Origin of the sequence: Arthrobacter sp. SIMBA_036, assembly GCF_046535135.1 — a bacterium.
GTDB lineage: Bacteria > Actinomycetota > Actinomycetes > Actinomycetales > Micrococcaceae > Arthrobacter.
Window position 1 is genome coordinate 121,608 of record NZ_JAWRXG010000009.1, and the last position, 18,274, is coordinate 139,881.

General features: G+C 63.2%; 17 protein-coding genes. 8 read left to right on the plus strand and 9 right to left on the minus strand.

Annotated features, from left to right (window positions below; all coding sequences use genetic code 11):
• Positions 1–65 precede the first annotated feature (65 nt).
• The 3 genes from SB659_RS13580 to SB659_RS13590 form a co-directional block, all read right to left on the minus strand.
• The gene (locus tag SB659_RS13580) at positions 66–725 is read right to left on the minus strand and encodes a nucleotide exchange factor GrpE (protein ID WP_284978149.1); all 660 of its coding nucleotides are present in this window, start codon (positions 723–725) and stop codon (positions 66–68) included.
• 2 nt (positions 726–727) lie between these two features.
• Positions 728–2,599: a molecular chaperone DnaK gene (gene dnaK / locus SB659_RS13585; RefSeq protein ID WP_410550743.1), complete on the minus strand. Its 1,872-nt coding sequence runs from the start codon at positions 2,597–2,599 to the stop codon at positions 728–730.
• A 252-nt stretch (positions 2,600–2,851) separates the two neighbouring features.
• The gene (locus SB659_RS13590) at positions 2,852–3,586 is read right to left on the minus strand and encodes a TetR/AcrR family transcriptional regulator (RefSeq protein ID WP_410550744.1); all 735 of its coding nucleotides are present in this window, start codon (positions 3,584–3,586) and stop codon (positions 2,852–2,854) included.
• A gap of 136 nt (positions 3,587–3,722) precedes the next feature.
• Between SB659_RS13590 and SB659_RS13595 the strand changes: the two genes are divergently transcribed.
• Both SB659_RS13595 and SB659_RS13600 read left to right on the plus strand, forming a co-directional pair.
• Positions 3,723–4,664, plus strand: a complete 942-nt coding sequence (locus SB659_RS13595; RefSeq protein WP_284978152.1) for an NAD-dependent epimerase/dehydratase family protein — start codon at positions 3,723–3,725, stop codon at positions 4,662–4,664.
• A gap of 16 nt (positions 4,665–4,680) precedes the next feature.
• Positions 4,681–5,925 (plus strand): pyridoxal phosphate-dependent aminotransferase, encoded by a 1,245-nt coding sequence (locus SB659_RS13600; RefSeq protein ID WP_284975182.1) that lies wholly within the window; start codon positions 4,681–4,683, stop codon positions 5,923–5,925.
• Between the two features lie 3 nt (positions 5,926–5,928).
• Here the strand turns inward: SB659_RS13600 and SB659_RS13605 are convergent, their stop codons facing one another.
• Positions 5,929–6,393 (minus strand): hypothetical protein, encoded by a 465-nt coding sequence (locus SB659_RS13605; RefSeq protein WP_410550745.1) that lies wholly within the window; start codon positions 6,391–6,393, stop codon positions 5,929–5,931.
• Between the two features lie 20 nt (positions 6,394–6,413).
• Positions 6,414–8,369 (minus strand): primary-amine oxidase, encoded by a 1,956-nt coding sequence (locus SB659_RS13610; RefSeq protein WP_410550746.1) that lies wholly within the window; start codon positions 8,367–8,369, stop codon positions 6,414–6,416.
• 122 nt (positions 8,370–8,491) lie between these two features.
• On the opposite strand from SB659_RS13610, the gene SB659_RS13615 reads away from it, so the two are divergent.
• Positions 8,492–9,082: a TetR/AcrR family transcriptional regulator gene (locus SB659_RS13615; RefSeq protein ID WP_410550747.1), complete on the plus strand. Its 591-nt coding sequence runs from the start codon at positions 8,492–8,494 to the stop codon at positions 9,080–9,082.
• Between the two features lie 7 nt (positions 9,083–9,089).
• On the opposite strand, the gene SB659_RS13620 is transcribed toward SB659_RS13615, so the two are convergent.
• Positions 9,090–9,734: a LysE family translocator gene (locus tag SB659_RS13620; protein ID WP_410550748.1), complete on the minus strand. Its 645-nt coding sequence runs from the start codon at positions 9,732–9,734 to the stop codon at positions 9,090–9,092.
• Positions 9,735–9,893: 159 nt separating this feature from the next.
• Here SB659_RS13620 and SB659_RS13625 point away from each other — a divergent pair, with 159 nt between their 5' ends.
• Complete coding sequence (locus tag SB659_RS13625; protein WP_284978158.1) at positions 9,894–11,306, plus strand: aldehyde dehydrogenase family protein; 1,413 nt, start codon at positions 9,894–9,896, stop codon at positions 11,304–11,306.
• A 156-nt stretch (positions 11,307–11,462) separates the two neighbouring features.
• On the plus strand, positions 11,463–12,320 hold the full coding sequence (locus tag SB659_RS13630) for a prephenate dehydratase (RefSeq protein WP_284978159.1): 858 nt from the start codon (positions 11,463–11,465) through the stop codon (positions 12,318–12,320).
• 23 nt (positions 12,321–12,343) lie between these two features.
• Here SB659_RS13630 and trxB read toward each other — a convergent pair whose 3' ends face one another.
• From trxB to SB659_RS13645, 3 genes are all read right to left on the minus strand, one after another.
• The gene (trxB, locus tag SB659_RS13635; protein WP_410550801.1) at positions 12,344–13,321 is read right to left on the minus strand and encodes a thioredoxin-disulfide reductase; all 978 of its coding nucleotides are present in this window, start codon (positions 13,319–13,321) and stop codon (positions 12,344–12,346) included.
• A gap of 74 nt (positions 13,322–13,395) precedes the next feature.
• The gene (locus tag SB659_RS13640; protein ID WP_410550749.1) at positions 13,396–13,968 is read right to left on the minus strand and encodes a pyridoxamine 5'-phosphate oxidase family protein; all 573 of its coding nucleotides are present in this window, start codon (positions 13,966–13,968) and stop codon (positions 13,396–13,398) included.
• A gap of 43 nt (positions 13,969–14,011) precedes the next feature.
• Positions 14,012–16,180, minus strand: coding sequence for an MMPL family transporter (locus SB659_RS13645; protein ID WP_410550750.1), 2,169 nt, complete (start codon positions 16,178–16,180; stop codon positions 14,012–14,014).
• 202 nt (positions 16,181–16,382) lie between these two features.
• On the opposite strand from SB659_RS13645, the gene SB659_RS13650 reads away from it, so the two are divergent.
• The 3 genes from SB659_RS13650 to SB659_RS13660 all read left to right on the plus strand — a co-directional run bounded on the left by SB659_RS13650 (position 16,383) and on the right by SB659_RS13660 (position 18,265).
• On the plus strand, positions 16,383–16,937 hold the full coding sequence (locus SB659_RS13650) for a MarR family winged helix-turn-helix transcriptional regulator (protein ID WP_410550751.1): 555 nt from the start codon (positions 16,383–16,385) through the stop codon (positions 16,935–16,937).
• Between the two features lie 45 nt (positions 16,938–16,982).
• Positions 16,983–17,801 (plus strand): methyltransferase domain-containing protein, encoded by an 819-nt coding sequence (locus SB659_RS13655; protein ID WP_410550752.1) that lies wholly within the window; start codon positions 16,983–16,985, stop codon positions 17,799–17,801.
• Positions 17,802–17,905: 104 nt separating this feature from the next.
• Positions 17,906–18,265, plus strand: coding sequence for a YciI family protein (locus SB659_RS13660; protein ID WP_284977354.1), 360 nt, complete (start codon positions 17,906–17,908; stop codon positions 18,263–18,265).
• The last annotated feature ends 9 nt before the right edge of the window (positions 18,266–18,274 follow it).

Sequence of the window (18,274 nt, forward strand, 5' to 3'; positions counted from 1 at the left end):
ACGAGATGGCAGTTCATGCCAATGTTTGTGCAAATCACTGCCACAAACTGCCATCTCGCGGAGTGTTACGCCGGGACAGCCACAATCACTTGGGCTGCCCGCAGCACGCGTTCGCCAGAGCGGTATCCGGAGCGCAGCACCTGGCTGACGGTGTCAACCTGAATGTCCTCGCCGGGCTGCTGGATGAGCGCCTCATGGATGGTGGGGTCAAACTCGACGCCCGTTTCCGAGATACGCTCCAAGCCGTACGTCTTCAGCGCGTTCTCCAGCTTGGTGGCGATGGCGGCGAAGGGGCCGCCCTCGAGGTCACCGTGCTGGCGAGCAGCGTCGACGTCGTCCAGCACCGGGAGCAGGGAGTTCAGGACGCCGATGACGGCCATTTCCCCCGCGACGGCGCGGTCGCGTTCCACGCGCTTGCGGTAGTTGACGTACTCAGCCTGAAGGCGGAGGAGGTCGTTGCGGAGCTCCGCTGCCTGGGCTTCAGCCGCGGCGCCCGGGGCCACCGATTCCTCGGCCGGCACCTCTACCCCGTTGAGGATTTCCTCAGCTTGGGAGAGAGCGTCGCCATCCGTGGGAGCGGCATTGCCTTGGGCCGGAGCGCCAGCTTCGTTGTCAGGGTGGCGGGCCGCCCCGGTCTCCGGGTCAACCTTGCGGTTGTCCCGGATAACGGGTTTGCGCGGCTCGTTGCCCTCGGAGTGCTCTTCTTCGTTGCCGTGGTGAGGCATGGCTACTTCTTCGCTTCGTCTTCGTCGATGATTTCGGCGTCGACGATGTCCTCATCGGACGAACCTGCGCCTGCACCACCGGCCGGAGCGCCTTCGGCACCTGCACCCGGAGCGTCAGCTGCGGAAGCCTGCGAGTAGATGGCTTCGCCGAGCTTGGTCTGGGAAGCCTGCAGCTTCTCGAACGCGGTCTTCACAGCGGCGTCGTCAGTGCCTTCCAGCGCGGACTTGAGGGAGTCGACGTCGGCTTTGACCTCGGTCTTGACCTCTTCAGGCAGCTTGTCGTCGTTGTCGGCGATGAGCTTGTCCACGGAGTAGGCGAGCTGCTCTGCGGAGTTACGGGTGTCCGTAGCTTCGCGGCGGGCCTTGTCCTCGGCGGCGTGCTCTTCGGCTTCACGGACCATGCGGTCGATGTCGTCCTTGGACAGCGCGGTTCCACCGGTGATGGTCATGGACTGTTCCTTGCCGGTGCCCTTGTCCTTGGCGGAGACGTGCACGATGCCGTTGGCGTCGATGTCGAAGGTGACCTCGACCTGCGGGACGCCACGCGGTGCCGGAGCGATACCGGTCAGTTCGAACGTGCCCAGCGGCTTGTTGTCGCGGGTGAACTCACGCTCGCCCTGGAAGACCTGGATGGCCACGGACGGCTGGTTGTCGTCAGCGGTGGTGAAGGTCTCGGAACGCTTGGTGGGGATTGCGGTGTTGCGCTCGATGAGGTGCGTCATGACGCCACCCTTGGTTTCGATGCCAAGGGACAGCGGCGTGACGTCAATGAGGAGGACGTCCTTGCGCTCACCCTTGAGGACACCGGCCTGCAGGGCAGCACCGACGGCCACAACTTCATCCGGGTTGACGCCCTTGTTGGGCTCCTTGCCGCCGGCGAGTTCCTTGACGAGCTCGGAAACGGCAGGCATGCGGGTGGAACCACCAACGAGCACGATGTGGTCGATATCGGAAACCTTGATGCCGGCTTCAGCGATGACGTCGTGGAACGGCTTCTTGGTGCGGTCCAGCAGGTCCTTGGTGAGGTCCTGGAACTTGGCACGGGTCAGCTGCTCATCCAAGTGGACCGGGCCGTCGGGGGTGACGGACAGGTACTGGAGGGAGATGTTGGTGCTGGTGGAGGAAGACAGTTCTTTCTTGGCCTGCTCCGCAGCTTCACGCAGACGCTGGAGGGCGATCTTGTCCTTGGAAAGGTCGATGCCCTTGATCTTGAGCTGGCTCAGGAGCCACTCGACCACGCGGTTGTCCCAGTCGTCGCCACCGAGGCGGTTGTCACCGGCGGTTGCGCGGACCTGGATGGTGGAGAAGTTGTCTTCGTCCTTGCCAACCTCGAGGAGGGAGACGTCGAAGGTTCCGCCACCGAGGTCGAAGACCAGGATGAGTTCGTCTTCCTTGCCCTTGTCCAGGCCGTAAGCGAGTGCAGCCGCGGTGGGCTCGTTGACGATGCGGAGCACGTTGAGGCCCGCGATTTCGCCGGCTTCCTTGGTGGACTGGCGCTCGGCGTCGTTGAAGTAGGCCGGAACGGTGATCACTGCGTCGGTGACCTTTTCGCCCAAGTAGCTCTCGGCGTCGTTCTTGAGCTTCATGAGGATACGCGCGGAGATTTCCTGCGGCGTGTACTTCTTGTCATCGACGGCGACGGTCCAGTCGGTGCCCATGTGGCGCTTGACCGAAGCGATGGTGCGGTCGATGTTGTTGACGGCCTGGCGCTTGGCGATCTCGCCAACCAGGACTTCACCGGACTTGGAGAACGCAACGACCGACGGCGTGGTGCGGCCGCCTTCTGCGTTGGCGATGACGGTGGGCTCGCCACCTTCGAGAACTGCGACCACGGAGTTGGTGGTCCCGAGGTCGATACCTACTGCACGTGACATATCTTGTTTCCTTTCAATGGCCGATGTTGGCGATTGCGCTCGACGGCGGTCCGCAGGGCGGAGCATCATCGGGAGCCCACTCAACAATCGGCTAGTTGAGCGTTCTGGACTCAACTGTACTCAGGCTGAAGGCAAAGTCAATCCAAAGTTGAGTGAGGTACGCTCAACTTTGCTTTCCGCGCTGCGCAATCCCGCGGAAACACGGCGATTTGGATGCTGTTTCGCCTACGGTGAACTCGGATAACCGCCTACTCAATGGCCCTCACGGAGCCCAGCCAGTCCTTGAAGCACGCTCAAATGATGCTCGAACAACTCTTCCCGAGCGACGAACGTGTCCGCGCCGTACTGGCCGAAGACTTCAAAGCTGACAGCTCCAAACAACGAGGTCCACACCAGCACGCCGCGCGCCAGGAACTCACCGTCGGCAGCAAGGCCCAGCTCCGCCCTCACGGCCTCCATATCGGCGGCGAGACCGGGTAGAATCACGACGGCGGGACCGTGCTGGGGTGCCAGCGCGCCTGACCGGTAGGCGGCGTCGAGGATGCCGACAAGCCGGAGGATGACACGGGTCCCTGGGACCGTAGTGCGCTCCCCTGGCGCTTGGTAGCCGGGCACGGGACTGCCGAAAAGCAAGGCGTAACTGGCCGGTTCGCGCAGGGCCCAAGTGCGGACCGCCAAGCCCAGCGCTTTGAATCGACCTGCGTAGTCAGTTTCGGGAATCGCGTCGACCGCAGCATCCACATGGTCGCCGAGCTCGTTGTAGCCATCGATCAGCAAGAGCGTCAGGAGTTCATCCCGGCTCTCCACGTAGCGATAGACCGCCGAAGAAACCACACCCACATCGCGGGCCACGGCACGAAGGGAAAGCGCGGCCGCACCGTGCCGGGCCAAATGCTCACGGCCAAGCCGAACGATATCCGCGACCATCTGGGAACGCGCCCGCTCGCGGGGGGTGGGCGGCTTGGCTTTCGAATCAGCGATCGTCATCAACCCAGCCTGCCGAGAACCGAGAGCAGTGTCAACAAAGGAGAGCACTGCTCTTGACTTTCAAGCAACGCAGAGGCATTCTGATTTCAGAGAGCAGTGCTCTCGCTACGATCATCCCCCTTAGGAAGGCCACACCATGTACGTCGTCACCGGAGCAGGGCCAGTCGGATACACCATCGCCGAGCAGTTGGCGCAGCAAGGACATGAGGTGCGCGTGCTGACGCGCTCCGGCAGCGGACCTGATCATCCTTTGATCCAGAGGATGCGGGTAGACGTCTCCGATCCGTCACAGTTGGCACCAGCACTGGAAGGTGCCGCTGCCGTGTTTCACTGCATCCACGGCTCCGCCTACCGTGCCGCAGCCTGGCGTGCCGAACTCCCCCGGGCCGAACAAGTGGTGATGACGGCGGCCAAAGCTGCGGGCGCCGTCGTCGTTTTCCCCGAAAGCCTGTACTCGTATAGCGAGCCTGATCACGTGATGAAGGAGGCAGGCCCGCGCGAAGCAACGGGAGGCAAACGTGGCATCCGGACCGAACTGCTGAAAGCGCGCGAAGCGCACGCTGCGGATACTGTGAGCGTAGTGGCGGGTGACTTCTTTGGGCCGTACGTGAGGATGGCCCATGCCGGCGAGCGCATGGTGCCGTTGGTCTTGAGGGGAAAGACCGTCCAAGTGCTGGCCAATGCAGACCAACCTCACTCGTTCACCTATGTCCCTGACTTGGCTGCCGCCATGATCGCCGCAGCTCAACGGCCAGGGCTCTGGAACTCGGTGCTTCATGCGCCTACCGGGCCCGCGGTGACCCAACGCGAAATGGCTGCGGCGTACGCGCAAGCAGCCGGCGTGTCCGCGCCGAAGGTTTCCGCGGTGCCGGCTTGGGCACTGCGGGGGCTCGGCCTCTTCTCCACCGACATGCGGGAACTCGCTGAGATGCTCTATCAGTTCGAGCGCCCGTTCGTCATGGATTCCACCGAAAGCCAGCAGCTCCTGGGTCAGGAACCTACCCCGCTGACGGAAGCGGCCGCTGTCACTGTGGCGTGGTGGGAGGAAACGTTGGAGCGTTTTCCTGCCGAGCGCTGACATGAAATGATCAACCATGCGTCCGATGCAGCACTCCAGCAAACTCCAGAACGTCCGCTATGAACTCCGTGGGCCCATCCTCCAAGCGGCGAAGGCCATGGAGGCCGAGGGGCACCGCATCCTCAAGATGAACCTCGGGGACACTGCTCCCTTCGGGTTGGAGGCGCCGGAGTCGGTGGTGGTGGACATGATCCATCACCTTCGCGGCGCACAGGGGTACAGCGATTCGAAGGGCATCTTTTCTGCCCGCACCGCGATTTCCCAGTACTACCAAACGCGCGGACTCATGAGCATCGGTGTCGAAGACGTGTTTGTGGGCAATGGGGTCAGCGAACTGATATCCATGACCCTCCAGGCCTTCATGGAGAACGGGGACGAAATCCTCATCCCCGCCCCGGACTATCCCCTCTGGACAGCTGCGGTGACGCTCACCGGCGGGCAGCCCGTGCACTACCTCTGTGATGAGGAGCAGAACTGGTGGCCGGACATGGCCGACGTCGAAGCGAAAATCACCCCGCGTACCCGCGGCATCGTGATCATCAACCCAAACAATCCCACCGGCGCCGTGTACCCGCAGCACATCCTGGAGCAGTTCGCCGCCCTTGCACGGAAGCACGATCTGGTCCTGTTCTCCGATGAGATCTACGAAAAAATCCGCTACGTCGACGCACCCCATATTCACACCGCAGCCGTGGCCCCTGACGTGTGCGTACTGACATTCAGTGGCCTGTCCAAGGCATACCGGATGCCCGGATACCGGGCAGGATGGGTTGCCGTGACGGGGCCATTTGCTGCTACGGCTGCCTACCGGGAGTCCTTGGAGTTGCTGGCTTCGCTGAGGTTGTGTGCCAACGTCCCGGCCCAGCATGCCATCCAGACTTGCCTCGGTGGTTACCAAAGCATCGAGGCCCTCATCCGTCCGGGTGGCCGCCTGCGCGAGCAGCGGGATCTGGCGTGGAAGTTACTGACCGCCATCCCGGGTGTCTCTTGCGTGCCGGCGGCGGGGGCAATGTACCTGTTCCCCAAGTTGGACCCGGAGATCTACCCGATCGAGAGCGATGAGAAGTTCGTCCTTCAACTCCTGCAGGAACAGAAAATCCTGGTCTCCCATGGCACTGCCTTTAACTGGCCGACGCCGGACCATTTCAGGTTCGTGATCCTGCCCGCCGTGGGCGACATCGAGGAGGCCGTGCGCAGGATCGACCACTTCTTGGCGGCGTACCGCAGCCGGTCCAAAGAGGCTGCTGCTGTGGCGTCCTGACCCTCAGGAAACCGCGGTGGCCTTTGCCGTTCGGCGCCGAAGGCGGGCTACCAGGGTGGCGGCGAGCAACGCCGTCGTGATTTCCACGCCGATCACCAGCAGCAGCCCAGCGGCATCTGCGGTATCCGAGGTGCCGCCAGTACCGGTAAAGGTCGACGCCGCCCTTCCGCCGTGGACGTGTCCGCCGCCGGCGGCGCCCAGCAGCAGGAACGCATGAAGCCCCACCATGACGACGGCGGCGGCCGTCACCTGGTGCAGGGCGCCGACCCGGCAGTGCCGCCAAATATGGACCGTGCACGGGATGCACACAGCAGCCAATCCGACCATAAGGAGGGCCAACCATGCGTCGTGGTGGCCGGAGGCCGCGAGCCATAGGTGCACCATGCATGAAACGGCGGTGAGCGCCGCACAGATCCGGGTGTGCAGGACGGGTCCGGCTGAACGGACCCGCCCCGCGGAGGCTGTCATCCTGTCAATCCAAGGTCGCGTCAGTGGCAGTGGCCCGCGGCACCGGAGCCAGCAGCGTCACCGGAACCCGCAGCGTTGTGGCAACTGGAAGCCGATGTGTTGGCTGGGACGTCCAAGACGGGGCTGCGATCGAAGAAACCTTCCGGGCGTAGCTTGAAGCCCACGGTGTCAACGGGCATGATCGGCCAGTCCTCCACACGCGGGAAGTGGGTCAGGCCAAACGTATGCCACACCACGATGTCCTGGCCGTCAATGTCGCGATCCTGCGCGACGTAGGCCGGCAGGCCCGCGCCACCGGCGTGCTGGTTCACGAAGTCCCCGGTGGGGTACCGTTCCCCGTCCGCATACCGGGTGACCCACAGATCCTTGGTTGCGAAAGCCGCGCGCTTGGCTATGGAAGAACCGGGGTCGGCCAAGAGCGTGGGTTGGTTATGGGCGTGGAGCTTGTACCCAACCGGTTCGCCCAAACGATTCCGGGATTCCGGGTTGGAGATGATCCACGTTCGGCCCGCACGCGCATCCGCTTCGCGGACGGCCTCCGATTCCCGGGCCAGGACGGTGCGCTTGCGGGAAAAGGCATTGCCGCGCTTGTTGCCCGGCCCCATTGCCTGGCGGACCACATCTTCTTCCTCCACCCGGTTGGTAAACCCGTCAATCGCCATGTCCAAGCGTGCACTGAACAAGTGCTGGTGGAACGGGGCACCCAAGCCGGGGGCCAGCTGGGAGATGTTGTCGGAGCCGCCTTCAGGGAACGCGGATGTGAACACGACGCCGGTGGCCTTGGCCTCGAACTCGATGGTCCCGTCCAAGTACAGGTACCAGTAGAAGCCATAGTCATAATTGCCGATGGTGGTGAAGAAGGAGATCACAAGACGGCGGTTACGGCGGGTGTAGTTGATGCCGGTCCAGAGATCCGAGTGCTTGGAGAGGATGCCCCAGTCTTCCTCGTGCATGCAGATGCCGTTACGGATCTCGCGCGGATTACCGAATGCATCGCTGATCACGGGGCTGAGGTAGGTGATGTCGCCCAGGCAGTCGCACCCGAGCTCCAGGGAATTGGCGTACTGCCCCACCAGGTATTCTCCGGTATCGAAGTAGTTTTGCCAGGACCGGATGGGCGAGGGATCGCCGTAGGGAACCACCATTTCGGCGATCGAAGCACGGTTGATGATGGGGCGGAGCCGCTCGCCGTCCCGGAAAGCAAGGTTGTGGAGGACAACTCCTTCGCGCACGTCGAAGCCGACATCCACGCTCCACTTTTCCCATTCCACGTGGTTCCCGCCGGTCACGGTGAAGCTCGGACCTTCGGGCTGGGTGATGCTGATCGGCTTCTGCGATTCCCGCAGCGGGCCGGTCAATTCCGGATCCGTGTAGTTGCCGTGTTCCGCGGGGATCGGCATCACCTCGAGGTCAATGACCTGGGTGACTACCTTCCCGACCACATCCACGTACGCCACCAACCCATCCACCGGATGCGCCCAAGCACTGTCTTCCGGGAACTCCTGTACAAAAGCCAGCCCCCGCAGGATCCGGCGGCCCCGCTCGTCGTCGTACTCAAAGACGCCGGCCGAGAGGGGTGCTACCCGGACCTTTTCCACGTCCAGCCCACGCGCATCCAAAGCCGCCAACCAGCGCTCATCGGTAGCTAACAACGTTTCAACCACCTCGAACTCCTCCTCAAGCACGGGAAGCTCGCCGGAGACCTTGGTGTCCAGCTCAAGGGAGGACAGGACCTCTCCGCTGGTGACCGAAACCAGCACATCCGTAGGAGCACCGCCGGAGATGTCGTGGATGAAGACACGGAACCGCCGGTCTTCGACCGAAGATCCGCGCGAAGGATCCACCAAACCCAAGTAAGCGATCCGCTTTTCGGGGCCCAGGTGACCCGCGGTTTGCAGGATGGCCTGGACCTGGGAGATCTCGGCTCCCGTGGCCAGGCTGTACTGGCTTGCTGTCTCTGTGGTGGTGGGCGTCATGGTGGCCTCTTTTCCCGCGACCGCGAAGGGTCTGGATTTATTTTCTATTGCTGTAGAGAATAACCAAAACGTAAGATGAGTCACAAGACCTGTCCGCCGATTTTTTCCTGGAGCCCTATACCGTGCCAAAGATTGTCGACCACGATCAACGACGCCTGGAACTGGTCGATGCCACATGGCGGATCATCGCAAGACTCGGCATCGAGGGCGCCACCCTGCGGGAAATCGCGGAGGAGGCAGGGTTCGCCAATGGAGCCTTGAAGCCCTACTTCCCCACCAAGGACCAGCTGCTGACCTCCGCATTCGGGCACGTTTTCAACCGGACCAACCAGCGCATCGCCACCGTCACGGAGGGTCTTTCAGGCGTGGCAGCCTTGCGGGCATTCTGCTCGGAGGTGCTTCCCCTGGACGAGGAGCGCGTCAACGAGGCACGCATTGTGATCCCGTTCTGGCAAAAGGCGCTCAATGATCCGGACATGGCAGCCCTGCACAGCCAGTCCATGCGGCTGTGGCACGCCACCATTGCCGGCCATGCCGCAGCAGCCCGGGCGACCGGAGAGATCGCCACTCCGATGGGGGACGCCGCCGTCGCCGATCACCTGCTGAACATGATGCTGGGCGCACAAATCGTCGCCGCCCTGTCCCCCGACGAGCACTTTTCGCGGGATTTGGGAGGCCAGCTGGACAACTACCTCAGGCTGCTGGCGGCTTAGGAAGTAGCTAGCTCGCGGCGCCGGAAACAACAACTCCCACGCCAAGTCCGGCAATGATGCCACTGCTGGTGCGCTCGACGGCGGTACTCACCTTGGGACGCTTGAGCCAGCGCATCGCCTTGAAAGCGATAACGGCGACCATCGTGAGATAGGCAAAGGCCACCACGGCCTCAACCGCTCCCAGCATGAGTGAGTTCACAAAAGTGTTGCCACCGTGGGGAACGAACTGGGGAACCACCGCCAAGTAGAACAGGCCGACCTTCGGGTTGAGCAACGTTGAGAACGCTCCTGCGCCGAAGGCAGACAGCCGACTGTAAGCGAGGGGCGCATCTTTGCCGGAGTCCTCACTGCCTACCGCCTTTGCCGCCCTGCGGGTTTTGATCAAGGAGGACAGGCCCAGGTACAGCAAATAGAGGCCGCCTGCGATCTTGACCCAACGGAAAAGCTCCGCCGACTGCTCCAGGACAGCTGCCAAGCCCAGGCCCACCAAGGCCGCCCATACAATGGCCGCACCGGCCGAGCCCGCTGCCGCCGCAACCCCCGCGCTTGGTCTGTTCAACGCGATACGCAGCACAAGGAATGTGTCCGGCCCGGGCGTCACCGAGAGGACCAGGCAGAGGCCGGCGAAGGCTGCAAGGGAGGCAAGAGTCACAGGGTCGATTATGCGGCAGGACCGCCGGGGAAGAAACCCTTCGCTTCCGGTCAAGGGCTGTTCGTTCAACGACAAGCTTCTCCGCGTGATGCCGACCACACTTGAAACATCGCCGCGCGCCTGACTGGCCGCCAAGACTCACTACCGAGCGGAGTTCCCATGGAGACTTACGACGCCCTGCTGGCCTCGATCACCCCAGCAACCGACCAGAACAGCCGCACCATCTTTGACCCTGCCACTGGCGAGGCTGTTGGCGAAGCACCCGTACACACCGTCGAGGACCTTCAAACTGCCATCGACGCCGCCATTGCAGCGCAACCTGCATGGGCTGCCTTGGGCCACGACGCCAGATCCGCCGCGCTGATGAAGGCTGCCGACGCCGTCGAACGTTCCGCGGAGGAACTGGCCCACCTGCTCTCGCGCGAACAAGGCAAACCCCTCAACGGCCCCAACGCCCGCTTCGAAGTGGGCGCGTGCGCAGCGTGGCTCCGCGCCACAGCCGCCACGGCCTTGGATCCCGAAACCGTGGTGGACGACGGCGAAACCCGCGCCGAACTGCAGTACCGGCCCATCGGCGTTGTCGGCGCGATCGGGCCGTGGAACTGGCCCATGATGATCACCGTTTGGCAGATCGCCCCGGCATTGCGCATGGGCAACGCCGTGGTGGTCAAGCCGTCCGAATACACTCCCCTGTCCGTGCTCGCACTCGCCGCGATCATCAACCAAGAGTTGCCTGAAGGCCTGCTGACCGTGGTGTCCGGCGGCCGCGACGTCGGTGAAGCACTGGCCTCCCACGACGCGATCGGCAAGGTCATGTTCACGGGTTCAACTGCCACGGGCAAGGCGATCATCCGGTCCTCGGCGGACACCGTCAAACGCCTCACCCTGGAGCTCGGCGGCAACGACGCCGGCATCGTCCTGCCCGACTCCGACCCCAAAGCCATTGCCGAGGGGTTGTTCTGGGGAGCGTTCATCAACACGGGCCAAACCTGCGCTGCACTCAAACGCCTCTACGTCCACGAGTCCCAATACGACGCCGTATGCACCGAACTCGCCGCTGTCGCCGCTGCGATGCCGATGGGCAACGGCTTGGATGAAGCGAACGTTCTTGGTCCGTTGCAGAACCGTCAGCAGTACGAGATCGTCGCCCGGCTGGTTGAGGCGGCCCGCGACTCCGGCGCCAGGATCCTCATGGGCGGCAACCCGGACGCCGATCAGCCCGGCAACTTCTACCCCACCACGCTGGTGGCGGACATCGACAACGACAACCCGTTGGTGGCCGAGGAACAGTTCGGGCCGGCCCTGCCGATCATCAAGTACAGCACCGTTGACGAGGCCGTCGCCAAAGCCAACGCGCTCGACGTCGGACTCGGCGCCTCGGTCTGGTCCTCGGACCTGAACGCTGCCCGCGACGTCGCTTCCCGCATCCAAGCCGGGACCGTGTGGATCAACAAGCATGGCGCCGTGGACCCGCGCATTCCCTTCGGCGGCGCCAAGCAGTCCGGCTACGGACTGGAGTTCGGCGCCGAAGGCCTCAAAGCCCTCGGCGTCCCACAGATCATCAACGGCTGATTCCGTAGTCTTCGCACCCAACTACGGGACAGATAACGTCGCAATGAGCCCTCATAGCGGCGTTATCTGTCCCCTAGTTGGGCGATCTGCGCCGAGAGGGGTCACAGGATGGACGCGTTTGGGTTGCCGCGCACACCCCGTGAAATTATGAGCAGCATGTCCCAGAAGATTGCGTACCAAGGCGAGCCGGGAGCCAATTCGGATCTCGCGTGCAAGGAGATGTTCCCCGAACTCGAAAGCGTGCCTTGCGCAAGCTTTGAGGACGCGTTCGAACTCGTCTCCACCGGCGATGTGGATCTGGCGATGATCCCCATTGAGAACTCAATCGCGGGCCGGGTTGCGGACATCCACGTCCTGCTGCCGAAGTCCAAGCTGCAGATCGTCGGCGAGTACTTCCTGCCCATCCGCTTTGACCTTCTGGGGATCCCGGGAAGCACCATCGAGGGTGCCACGGAAGTGCACAGCCACATTCACGCCCTGGGCCAATGCCGCAGGATCATCCGCGAGGCCGGGCTCAAGCCCGTCATCGCAGGGGACACGGCAGGCTCGGCCCGAGAGGTGCGGGACTGGAACGACCCCCGCAAGCTATCCCTGGCTCCGCCGCTTGCAGCAGGACTTTACGGGCTCGACGTCCTGGCGTCCGGCGTCGAGGATGACCCGAGCAACACCACGCGGTTCGTGGTGTTGGCCCGGGAACGGGAGCTTCCCACCAAGGAGGAGCTCCCGGGCCCGGCCATCACCACGTTCGTGTTCCGTGTACGCAACGTCCCCTCGGCCTTGTACAAAGCACTGGGAGGCTTCGCGACCAACGGCCTGAACATGACGCGGCTGGAAAGCTACATGGTGGGCGACGAGTTTGCGGCCACCATGTTCATCTCCGACGTCGAAGGCCACCCCGAGGAACCGCGCCTCCGGCGGGCGTTGGAAGAGCTCGAATTCTTCACCACCGAGGTCCGTGTTCTGGGAGTCTATGCGGCGGACAGCTTCCGTGAACGGAACACCGTCAGCGCCTGAACATTGCGGCTGGGCTGCCTGCATCAAAAATGGGTGGGTTCCTCCACTAACGCCGTGGCGATGCTGTCAGCGTCGTCGAGCGCTGCCAAGTAGCGTTCGGCGTCAAGGGCGGCGGCGCAACCGCTGCCCGCGGCAGTGATCGCCTGGCGGTAGCGGTGGTCGACGGCGTCTCCGCAGGCGAAAACGCCGCTCAGGTTGGTGAGCGTGGTGGGCGACTCGACCTTGATGTAACCCTCGGCATCCAGCTCCACTTGGCCTGCCAGCAGCTCAGTGCGCGGCACGTGGCCGATAGCCACGAAGATCCCGGTGGCGGCCTGCTCGCGGGTTTCACCGGTACGGGTGTCCTGCAGCGTGACGCCTGTGACCTTCGCGTCTCCATGAATCGCCGTAATGGTTGAGTTCCAAGCGAAGCTGATCTTGGGGTTGTCCTTGGCGCGCTGGGCCATGATCCGCGATGCCCGCAGCTCGCCCTTTCGGACCACTACGGTCACTGACTTCCCGAACCGGGTCAGGAACGTTGCCTCCTCCATGGCCGAGTCCCCACCACCAACAACGATGATGTCCTGCTCACGGAAGAAAAAGCCATCGCAGGTGGCGCACCATGACACCCCGTGTCCGCTGAGCTTCTTCTCCTCCGGCAGGCCCAGCTCCTTGTACGCGGAACCGGTTGCAAGAATCACCGCAGTTGCCTCGTGAGTCTCCCCTGCGCCGGTGACCACGCGCTTGAGGTGGCCCTTGAGATCCACCTCAGTGACGTCGTCGAACACTATCCGGGCGCCGAACCTTTCCGCCTGCTCCTGGAGCCCGTCCATCAGCTCAGGGCCTTGGATTCCAGCTGGAAAGCCAGGGAAGTTTTCGACGTCGGTGGTGTTCATCAGCGCGCCACCGGCAGTGACTGAGCCGGCCAAAACCAAGGGGTTCAAGCCGGCCCTGGCGGCATAGATCGCGGCCGTGTAGCCGGCAGGACCGGACCCGATGATGATCAGTTGTTCGCTATCCACTGCGCTCATGGCGCTCCCGTTCGCTGGCCTGGCCTATAACACCCGTCGATGCACCGAGTATAGCGGCCGCCTTCTCACGCCTTCCCGGTTTCCATGGGGTCAAAGTCGTAAGCCGCCAGCCCGTCGATACTGACCCGGTTCTTTGCCACCCGGTACTCCGCGCTGCCTTGTGCTCCTTTGCGGCTGAAATACGGCCCGAGGAGTTCGCGGTGGCCCTCAAAGGTCATGAGCGGCACACCCCAGCCGCATGAATCCGAGACCCTGGTGACATCGACCACGATGACAGCGCGGGTGCCGGGTTTGTCTTCGAAGTGCGCGGCAAAGGAGTCAAAGTCGGGGTCGTACCGGCTGACCACCCGCCCTTTGCCATGGAGGCGGACAATGTTCGGTGGCCCATCGAAAGCGCAGAACATGACGGTGATCCGGCCGTTCTCCCGGAGATGGGCGATTGTCTCGCTGCCGCTGCCGGTGACGTCGAGCCAGGCGAAGGTCTTCTCATCGAGCACTGCGAACGTGCCGGGCAAGCCCCGCGGGGACACATTGACATGGGCATCGGCGGACAGCGGCGCGGTCGCGACGAAAAAGACCACCTGCCGGTTGATGAATTTCGCTATCCGCTCGTCAATTGCACCGTGTACCTTGCCCATGAAGCTACGCTCCCATGGCTTGCAGGGACCATTCAAACACGTCTCAAAACCGCGAGACAGCCCGCTCCTCCTCGGCTCCCTTTGCCAAAGGCACAGGCCGGCGGGCCAGCTTCCCCGGCCACCAAATGCGGGCTCCGATGTCGTACGCCAACGCCGGCACCAGCAGCGATCGGACCAGCACTGTATCCAGCAGCACGCCGAACGCCACAATGAACGCCAGTTGCACCAAGAACATGATGGGGATGACTCCAAGTGCCGCGAAGGTCGCAGCCAAAACAACACCTGCCGAGGTGATGACACCGCCCGTTACCGCCAGCCCCCGCAGGATGCCGGGCCTCGTCCCATGGTTGAGGGATTCTTCCCTGACACGGCTCATCAGGAAGATGTTGTAGTCCACCCCAAGGGCCACCAGGAACACGAAGCCGAACAGCGGCACGGTGGCATCGGCACCGGAGAACTTGAACACACCGTTGAAGACCCACGCGGAGACGCCCATAGCCGCGGCATAGGACAGCACCACGGAAAGCACCAGCAACAGGGGCGCAACCACAGAGTGGAGCAGCAGCATCAGGATGAAAAAGATGACCACGAGGACGATCGGAATGATGACAGCCAAGTCATGTTGAGCCGTGGTGTTGGTGTCCAGGGCAATGGCTGTGACGCCTCCTACCAACGCCCCGGGATCCGCAACTTTGACGGCCGAACGTAGGGACTTCACGGTGTTCTCCGCTTCCACCGAGTCCGCGGCCGAGTTAAGCGTCGCGTTGATCAGGACCTTGCCATCCCGGACGGCGGGTTCGCTCGGCGCCCCGGGCGCCCCGGGCAGCGGAACGCTCCCCTCAGCCAACAGATACGCATCACCCACGCCCTGTGTGGCTTTCACTTTCTCAAGGACTTGCCCTGCTGCACTTTGCGAAGCGACCACGACGGCGGGGCTGCCGCTGCCGGCGTCGAAATGGCGCGCGAGTGCCTTTTGGCCATCAACGGCATCGGACGCGGAGAGGATGACATCGGTTTGCGGAACACCGTTGGCCTTCAACTGGAGGACGCCCGTGGCTGCAACCAGCAAGATGAGCGTCGAGGCCACCCAGACAACCCGCGGACGCTTGGAGACCAACGTAGCGACACCCCGCCACAGGCCCTTCTGCCCTTCAAGTCCGGTGACAATCTCAGGTTCGCGTTCGTCGTCGGGCAGTAGCTTGGGCCGGAAAGGCCAGAAGGCCGCACGCCCCAGCAGGGCCATCAGCGCCGGCAACAGCGTCAATGCCGCGAACAGCGCGCAGAGGATGCCGGCCGCGGCTACGGGTCCGAGCGCCTTGTTGGAGTTCAGGTCCGAGAAAAGCAAGCAGAGAAGGGCGACGATGACAGTGGCGCCCGAGGCAAGGATCGGTTCGAAGGACTTCTTCCAGGCCGTGACGACGGCGCGCGTGCGGTTGCTGGTGTGCGTGAGGGCTTCGCGGAACCTCGCCACGAACAGCAGTGCGTAGTCGGTGGCCGCGCCTATCACCAGGATGGACAAGATCCCTTGGCTCTGGCCGTTGAGCTGTATCCAGCCCATCTTGGCCATGCCGAACACCAGAAGGATGGCTGCACACAGCGCGAACATAGAGGTGAACAGAACGGCCAGGGGCAGCACCAGCGAGCGATACACCAGCAGCAGGATCACAAAAACGGCACCCAGTGCGACCAACAGCAGGATTCCATCGATGCCGCCAAAGGCGTTGACGAGGTCTGCGGTCAGCCCGGCAGGGCCAGTGACAAAGGCGTGGACGCCCGGAACGCCGGACCGCACGGTATCGCGCAGTTCCTGGACGTGGGTCCGCAACTCATTGGAGGAGGACACAGGCACGATGAACTGCACCGCGTTGCCGTCCTGCGATGGAATGGGGCCGACGACGGCGCTCCCCAGCCGGAGTGCCTGAATGCTGGCTTTCAGCTTTGCCGCTTCGCCCAATTGCGGCGGGGTCAGTGCAGCATCGCTTTCAAGAATGACCACAGCGGGGATTTCTTTGGAGTCGCGAAACTTGGCCTGCCAGTCCCCGGCTTCAGTGGCTTCAGCGCCCGCCGGCAAGAACGAAGCTTGGTCGTTGGAGGAGACCTCGTCCAGGCGTCCGAACGTGGGGCCTCCGACGCCCGCAATGCCGAGCCATGTAATGACCAGGACGACGGGCAGGAGCCAACGCAACCAGAAGGGGACTTTGTGCGGGTTCATGGTTCCTTCTTCATCGTGGGACGGCTGAGCTTTATTCCACCATAGATTATCTCTATCATGGAACTATTCCAAGATCTGCTTCTGGCGGTGGTGCCCGGATAGGGTTGTTGCGCAGTGCCGGGAGTAATATCCGGAAAGCAATGTCAGGAAGACGAAAGCTGATGCAGATGGGCCATGAGCAGCGCGGACAGGAGGGGTGCACATGTCTGACCCGAGAGTCCCCCAGCCAGGCACGGAACAGGGCGGCACCCAGCCAAACCCGGAACAGACCGGAACCCAGCGCCCGGAAAACGCCGCACCACAAGAGCTGGTTCGCCTGCTCCAGGACTTCACTTTGGAAGCCAACCATTATGTGGACGCAGCGGGCGGCAAGAACGACATGCACCGAACCGACTTCAACGCCTTGGCCGTGATCATTCGCCATTCCGCCGCGGGGCACGTTGTCACGCCGGGGGTCCTACGCGCCGAACTACGGCTCAGCTCCCCGGCAACGACGGCACTTGTGGACCGGCTGCACGCCTCAGGGCACGTGGTCCGCGAGCGCCTGGGTACCGATCGGCGCCAGGTGCAGTTGCGCATGACACCCAAGGCCTATCGGGACGGAAGCGCCATGTTCATGCCGTTGGCCGTTCGCATGGGCCAAGCCATGGCCGCGTACAGTCCCGAGGAACTGGACCTGGTTACCCGATTCATGACGGACATGGTGGAGGCTACGTTGGCCGCTCGGCAGGAAGCCACGCACCCGGAACCCGGCTGAGCCGCGTTCCGCTCAAATCCGTGTTGCAAGTTGTAGCGTTTCCCTATGAACGCTCAGCAGCAGCCCGAAGACGTCTATACCCATGGACACCACGAGTCGGTTGTCCGGGCCCATGCCTCGCGAACAGCCGAGAACTCGGCTGCATTCGTCATTCCCCACCTCCTTGCCGGAACGTCAGTGCTCGACGTCGGATGCGGACCAGGAAGCATCACCTGCGATTTCGCCGGGTTGGTGGCACCGGGGCAGGTTGTTGGCCTGGACCGTTCGCCCGACGTCGTGGCCCAGGCAAGCAAGCTGGCCGCCGAGCGGGGGGTGGGGAACGTTGAGTTCTGCACGGGCAACATCTATGACCTGGACTTCGAGGACGAGTCTTTCGACCTCGTCCACGCCCATCAGGTCCTTCAGCATTTGACCGACCCCGTGGCAGCGCTGCGTGAGATGCGGCGCGTGGCCAAACCGGGCGCCATTGTTGCGGTCCGCGACGCTGATTTTCACGGCATGAGTTGGTACCCGGAAGTTCCCGAGCTGGATGAATGGATGTCGCTCTACCAAAAGATCGCCCGGCGTAACGGTGCAGAGCCCGACGCCGGCAGGCGCTTGGTTTCGTGGGCGCAGCAGGCCGGGTTTACCCAAGTGGCCCCCAGCAGCAGCAACTGGCTGTACGCCACAGCCCAGCAGCGGGCCTGGCAGTCACGGGTTTGGAGCGAGCGGGTGCTGCACTCCGCGTTCGCTGAGCAGGCGTTGGAGTATGGCTTGGCGAACGAGGCTGATCTTGCCCGGATTGCCGCCGGCTGGCACCGCTGGGGCGCTACCTCGGACGGCTACTTCCTCATCCCCAATGGCGAAGTGATCGCACGAGCCTGAGAACCACCAAAAGAAGTTCCACCCCGCATGTAGGAATGCCGCCCGCTGTTCCGACCCATGGATGAAGGCGCCCGCACCGGAGCGCCCCTGACAAGGAGTTTGAGATGAAATACATGATCATGATGTTCGGATCCGCTGAAGGCATGATGGAGACGGCCAACCCTGAGTGGGTCCGGGAAATGATTGGATTCATGATCCAGATCGACAAGGACCTCACGGCCAGCGGGGAACTCGTCTTCAACGCAGGGCTCGCGGACGGGAGCACGGCCAAGCTCGTCAAGCAGACTCCGGACGGGGTGGTTACCACGGACGGACCCTACGCCGAGTCCAAGGAATCGCTGGTGGGCTACTGGGTGGTTGATGTGGCGAGTGAGGAACGGGCGGTGGAGATCTGCTCCAGCATCGTGAAGTACTCCCAGGTCGTGGAGCTTCGCGCCATTGCCGACGGGCCGCCGGACGTCTAGGCCTTTGAC

Excerpts from the sequence above, each read along its gene's own strand:
- SB659_RS13580 (WP_284978149.1), bottom strand. The coding sequence starts at position 725 with ATGCCTCACCACGGCAACGAAGAAGAGCACTCCGAGGGCAACGAGCCG.
- SB659_RS13600 (WP_284975182.1), top strand. The coding sequence starts at position 4,681 with ATGCGTCCGATGCAGCACTCCAGCAAACTCCAGAACGTCCGCTATGAA.
- dnaK (WP_410550743.1), bottom strand. The coding sequence starts at position 2,599 with ATGTCACGTGCAGTAGGTATCGACCTCGGGACCACCAACTCCGTGGTC.
- SB659_RS13605 (WP_410550745.1), bottom strand. The coding sequence starts at position 6,393 with ATGACAGCCTCCGCGGGGCGGGTCCGTTCAGCCGGACCCGTCCTGCAC.
- SB659_RS13630 (WP_284978159.1), top strand. The coding sequence starts at position 11,463 with ATGTCCCAGAAGATTGCGTACCAAGGCGAGCCGGGAGCCAATTCGGAT.
- SB659_RS13610 (WP_410550746.1), bottom strand. The coding sequence starts at position 8,369 with ATGACGCCCACCACCACAGAGACAGCAAGCCAGTACAGCCTGGCCACG.
- SB659_RS13645 (WP_410550750.1), bottom strand. The coding sequence starts at position 16,180 with ATGAACCCGCACAAAGTCCCCTTCTGGTTGCGTTGGCTCCTGCCCGTC.
- SB659_RS13590 (WP_410550744.1), bottom strand. The coding sequence starts at position 3,586 with ATGACGATCGCTGATTCGAAAGCCAAGCCGCCCACCCCCCGCGAGCGG.
- SB659_RS13625 (WP_284978158.1), top strand. The coding sequence starts at position 9,894 with ATGGAGACTTACGACGCCCTGCTGGCCTCGATCACCCCAGCAACCGAC.
- SB659_RS13660 (WP_284977354.1), top strand. The coding sequence starts at position 17,906 with ATGAAATACATGATCATGATGTTCGGATCCGCTGAAGGCATGATGGAG.
- SB659_RS13650 (WP_410550751.1), top strand. The coding sequence starts at position 16,383 with ATGTCTGACCCGAGAGTCCCCCAGCCAGGCACGGAACAGGGCGGCACC.
- SB659_RS13655 (WP_410550752.1), top strand. The coding sequence starts at position 16,983 with ATGAACGCTCAGCAGCAGCCCGAAGACGTCTATACCCATGGACACCAC.
- SB659_RS13640 (WP_410550749.1), bottom strand. The coding sequence starts at position 13,968 with ATGGGCAAGGTACACGGTGCAATTGACGAGCGGATAGCGAAATTCATC.
- SB659_RS13595 (WP_284978152.1), top strand. The coding sequence starts at position 3,723 with ATGTACGTCGTCACCGGAGCAGGGCCAGTCGGATACACCATCGCCGAG.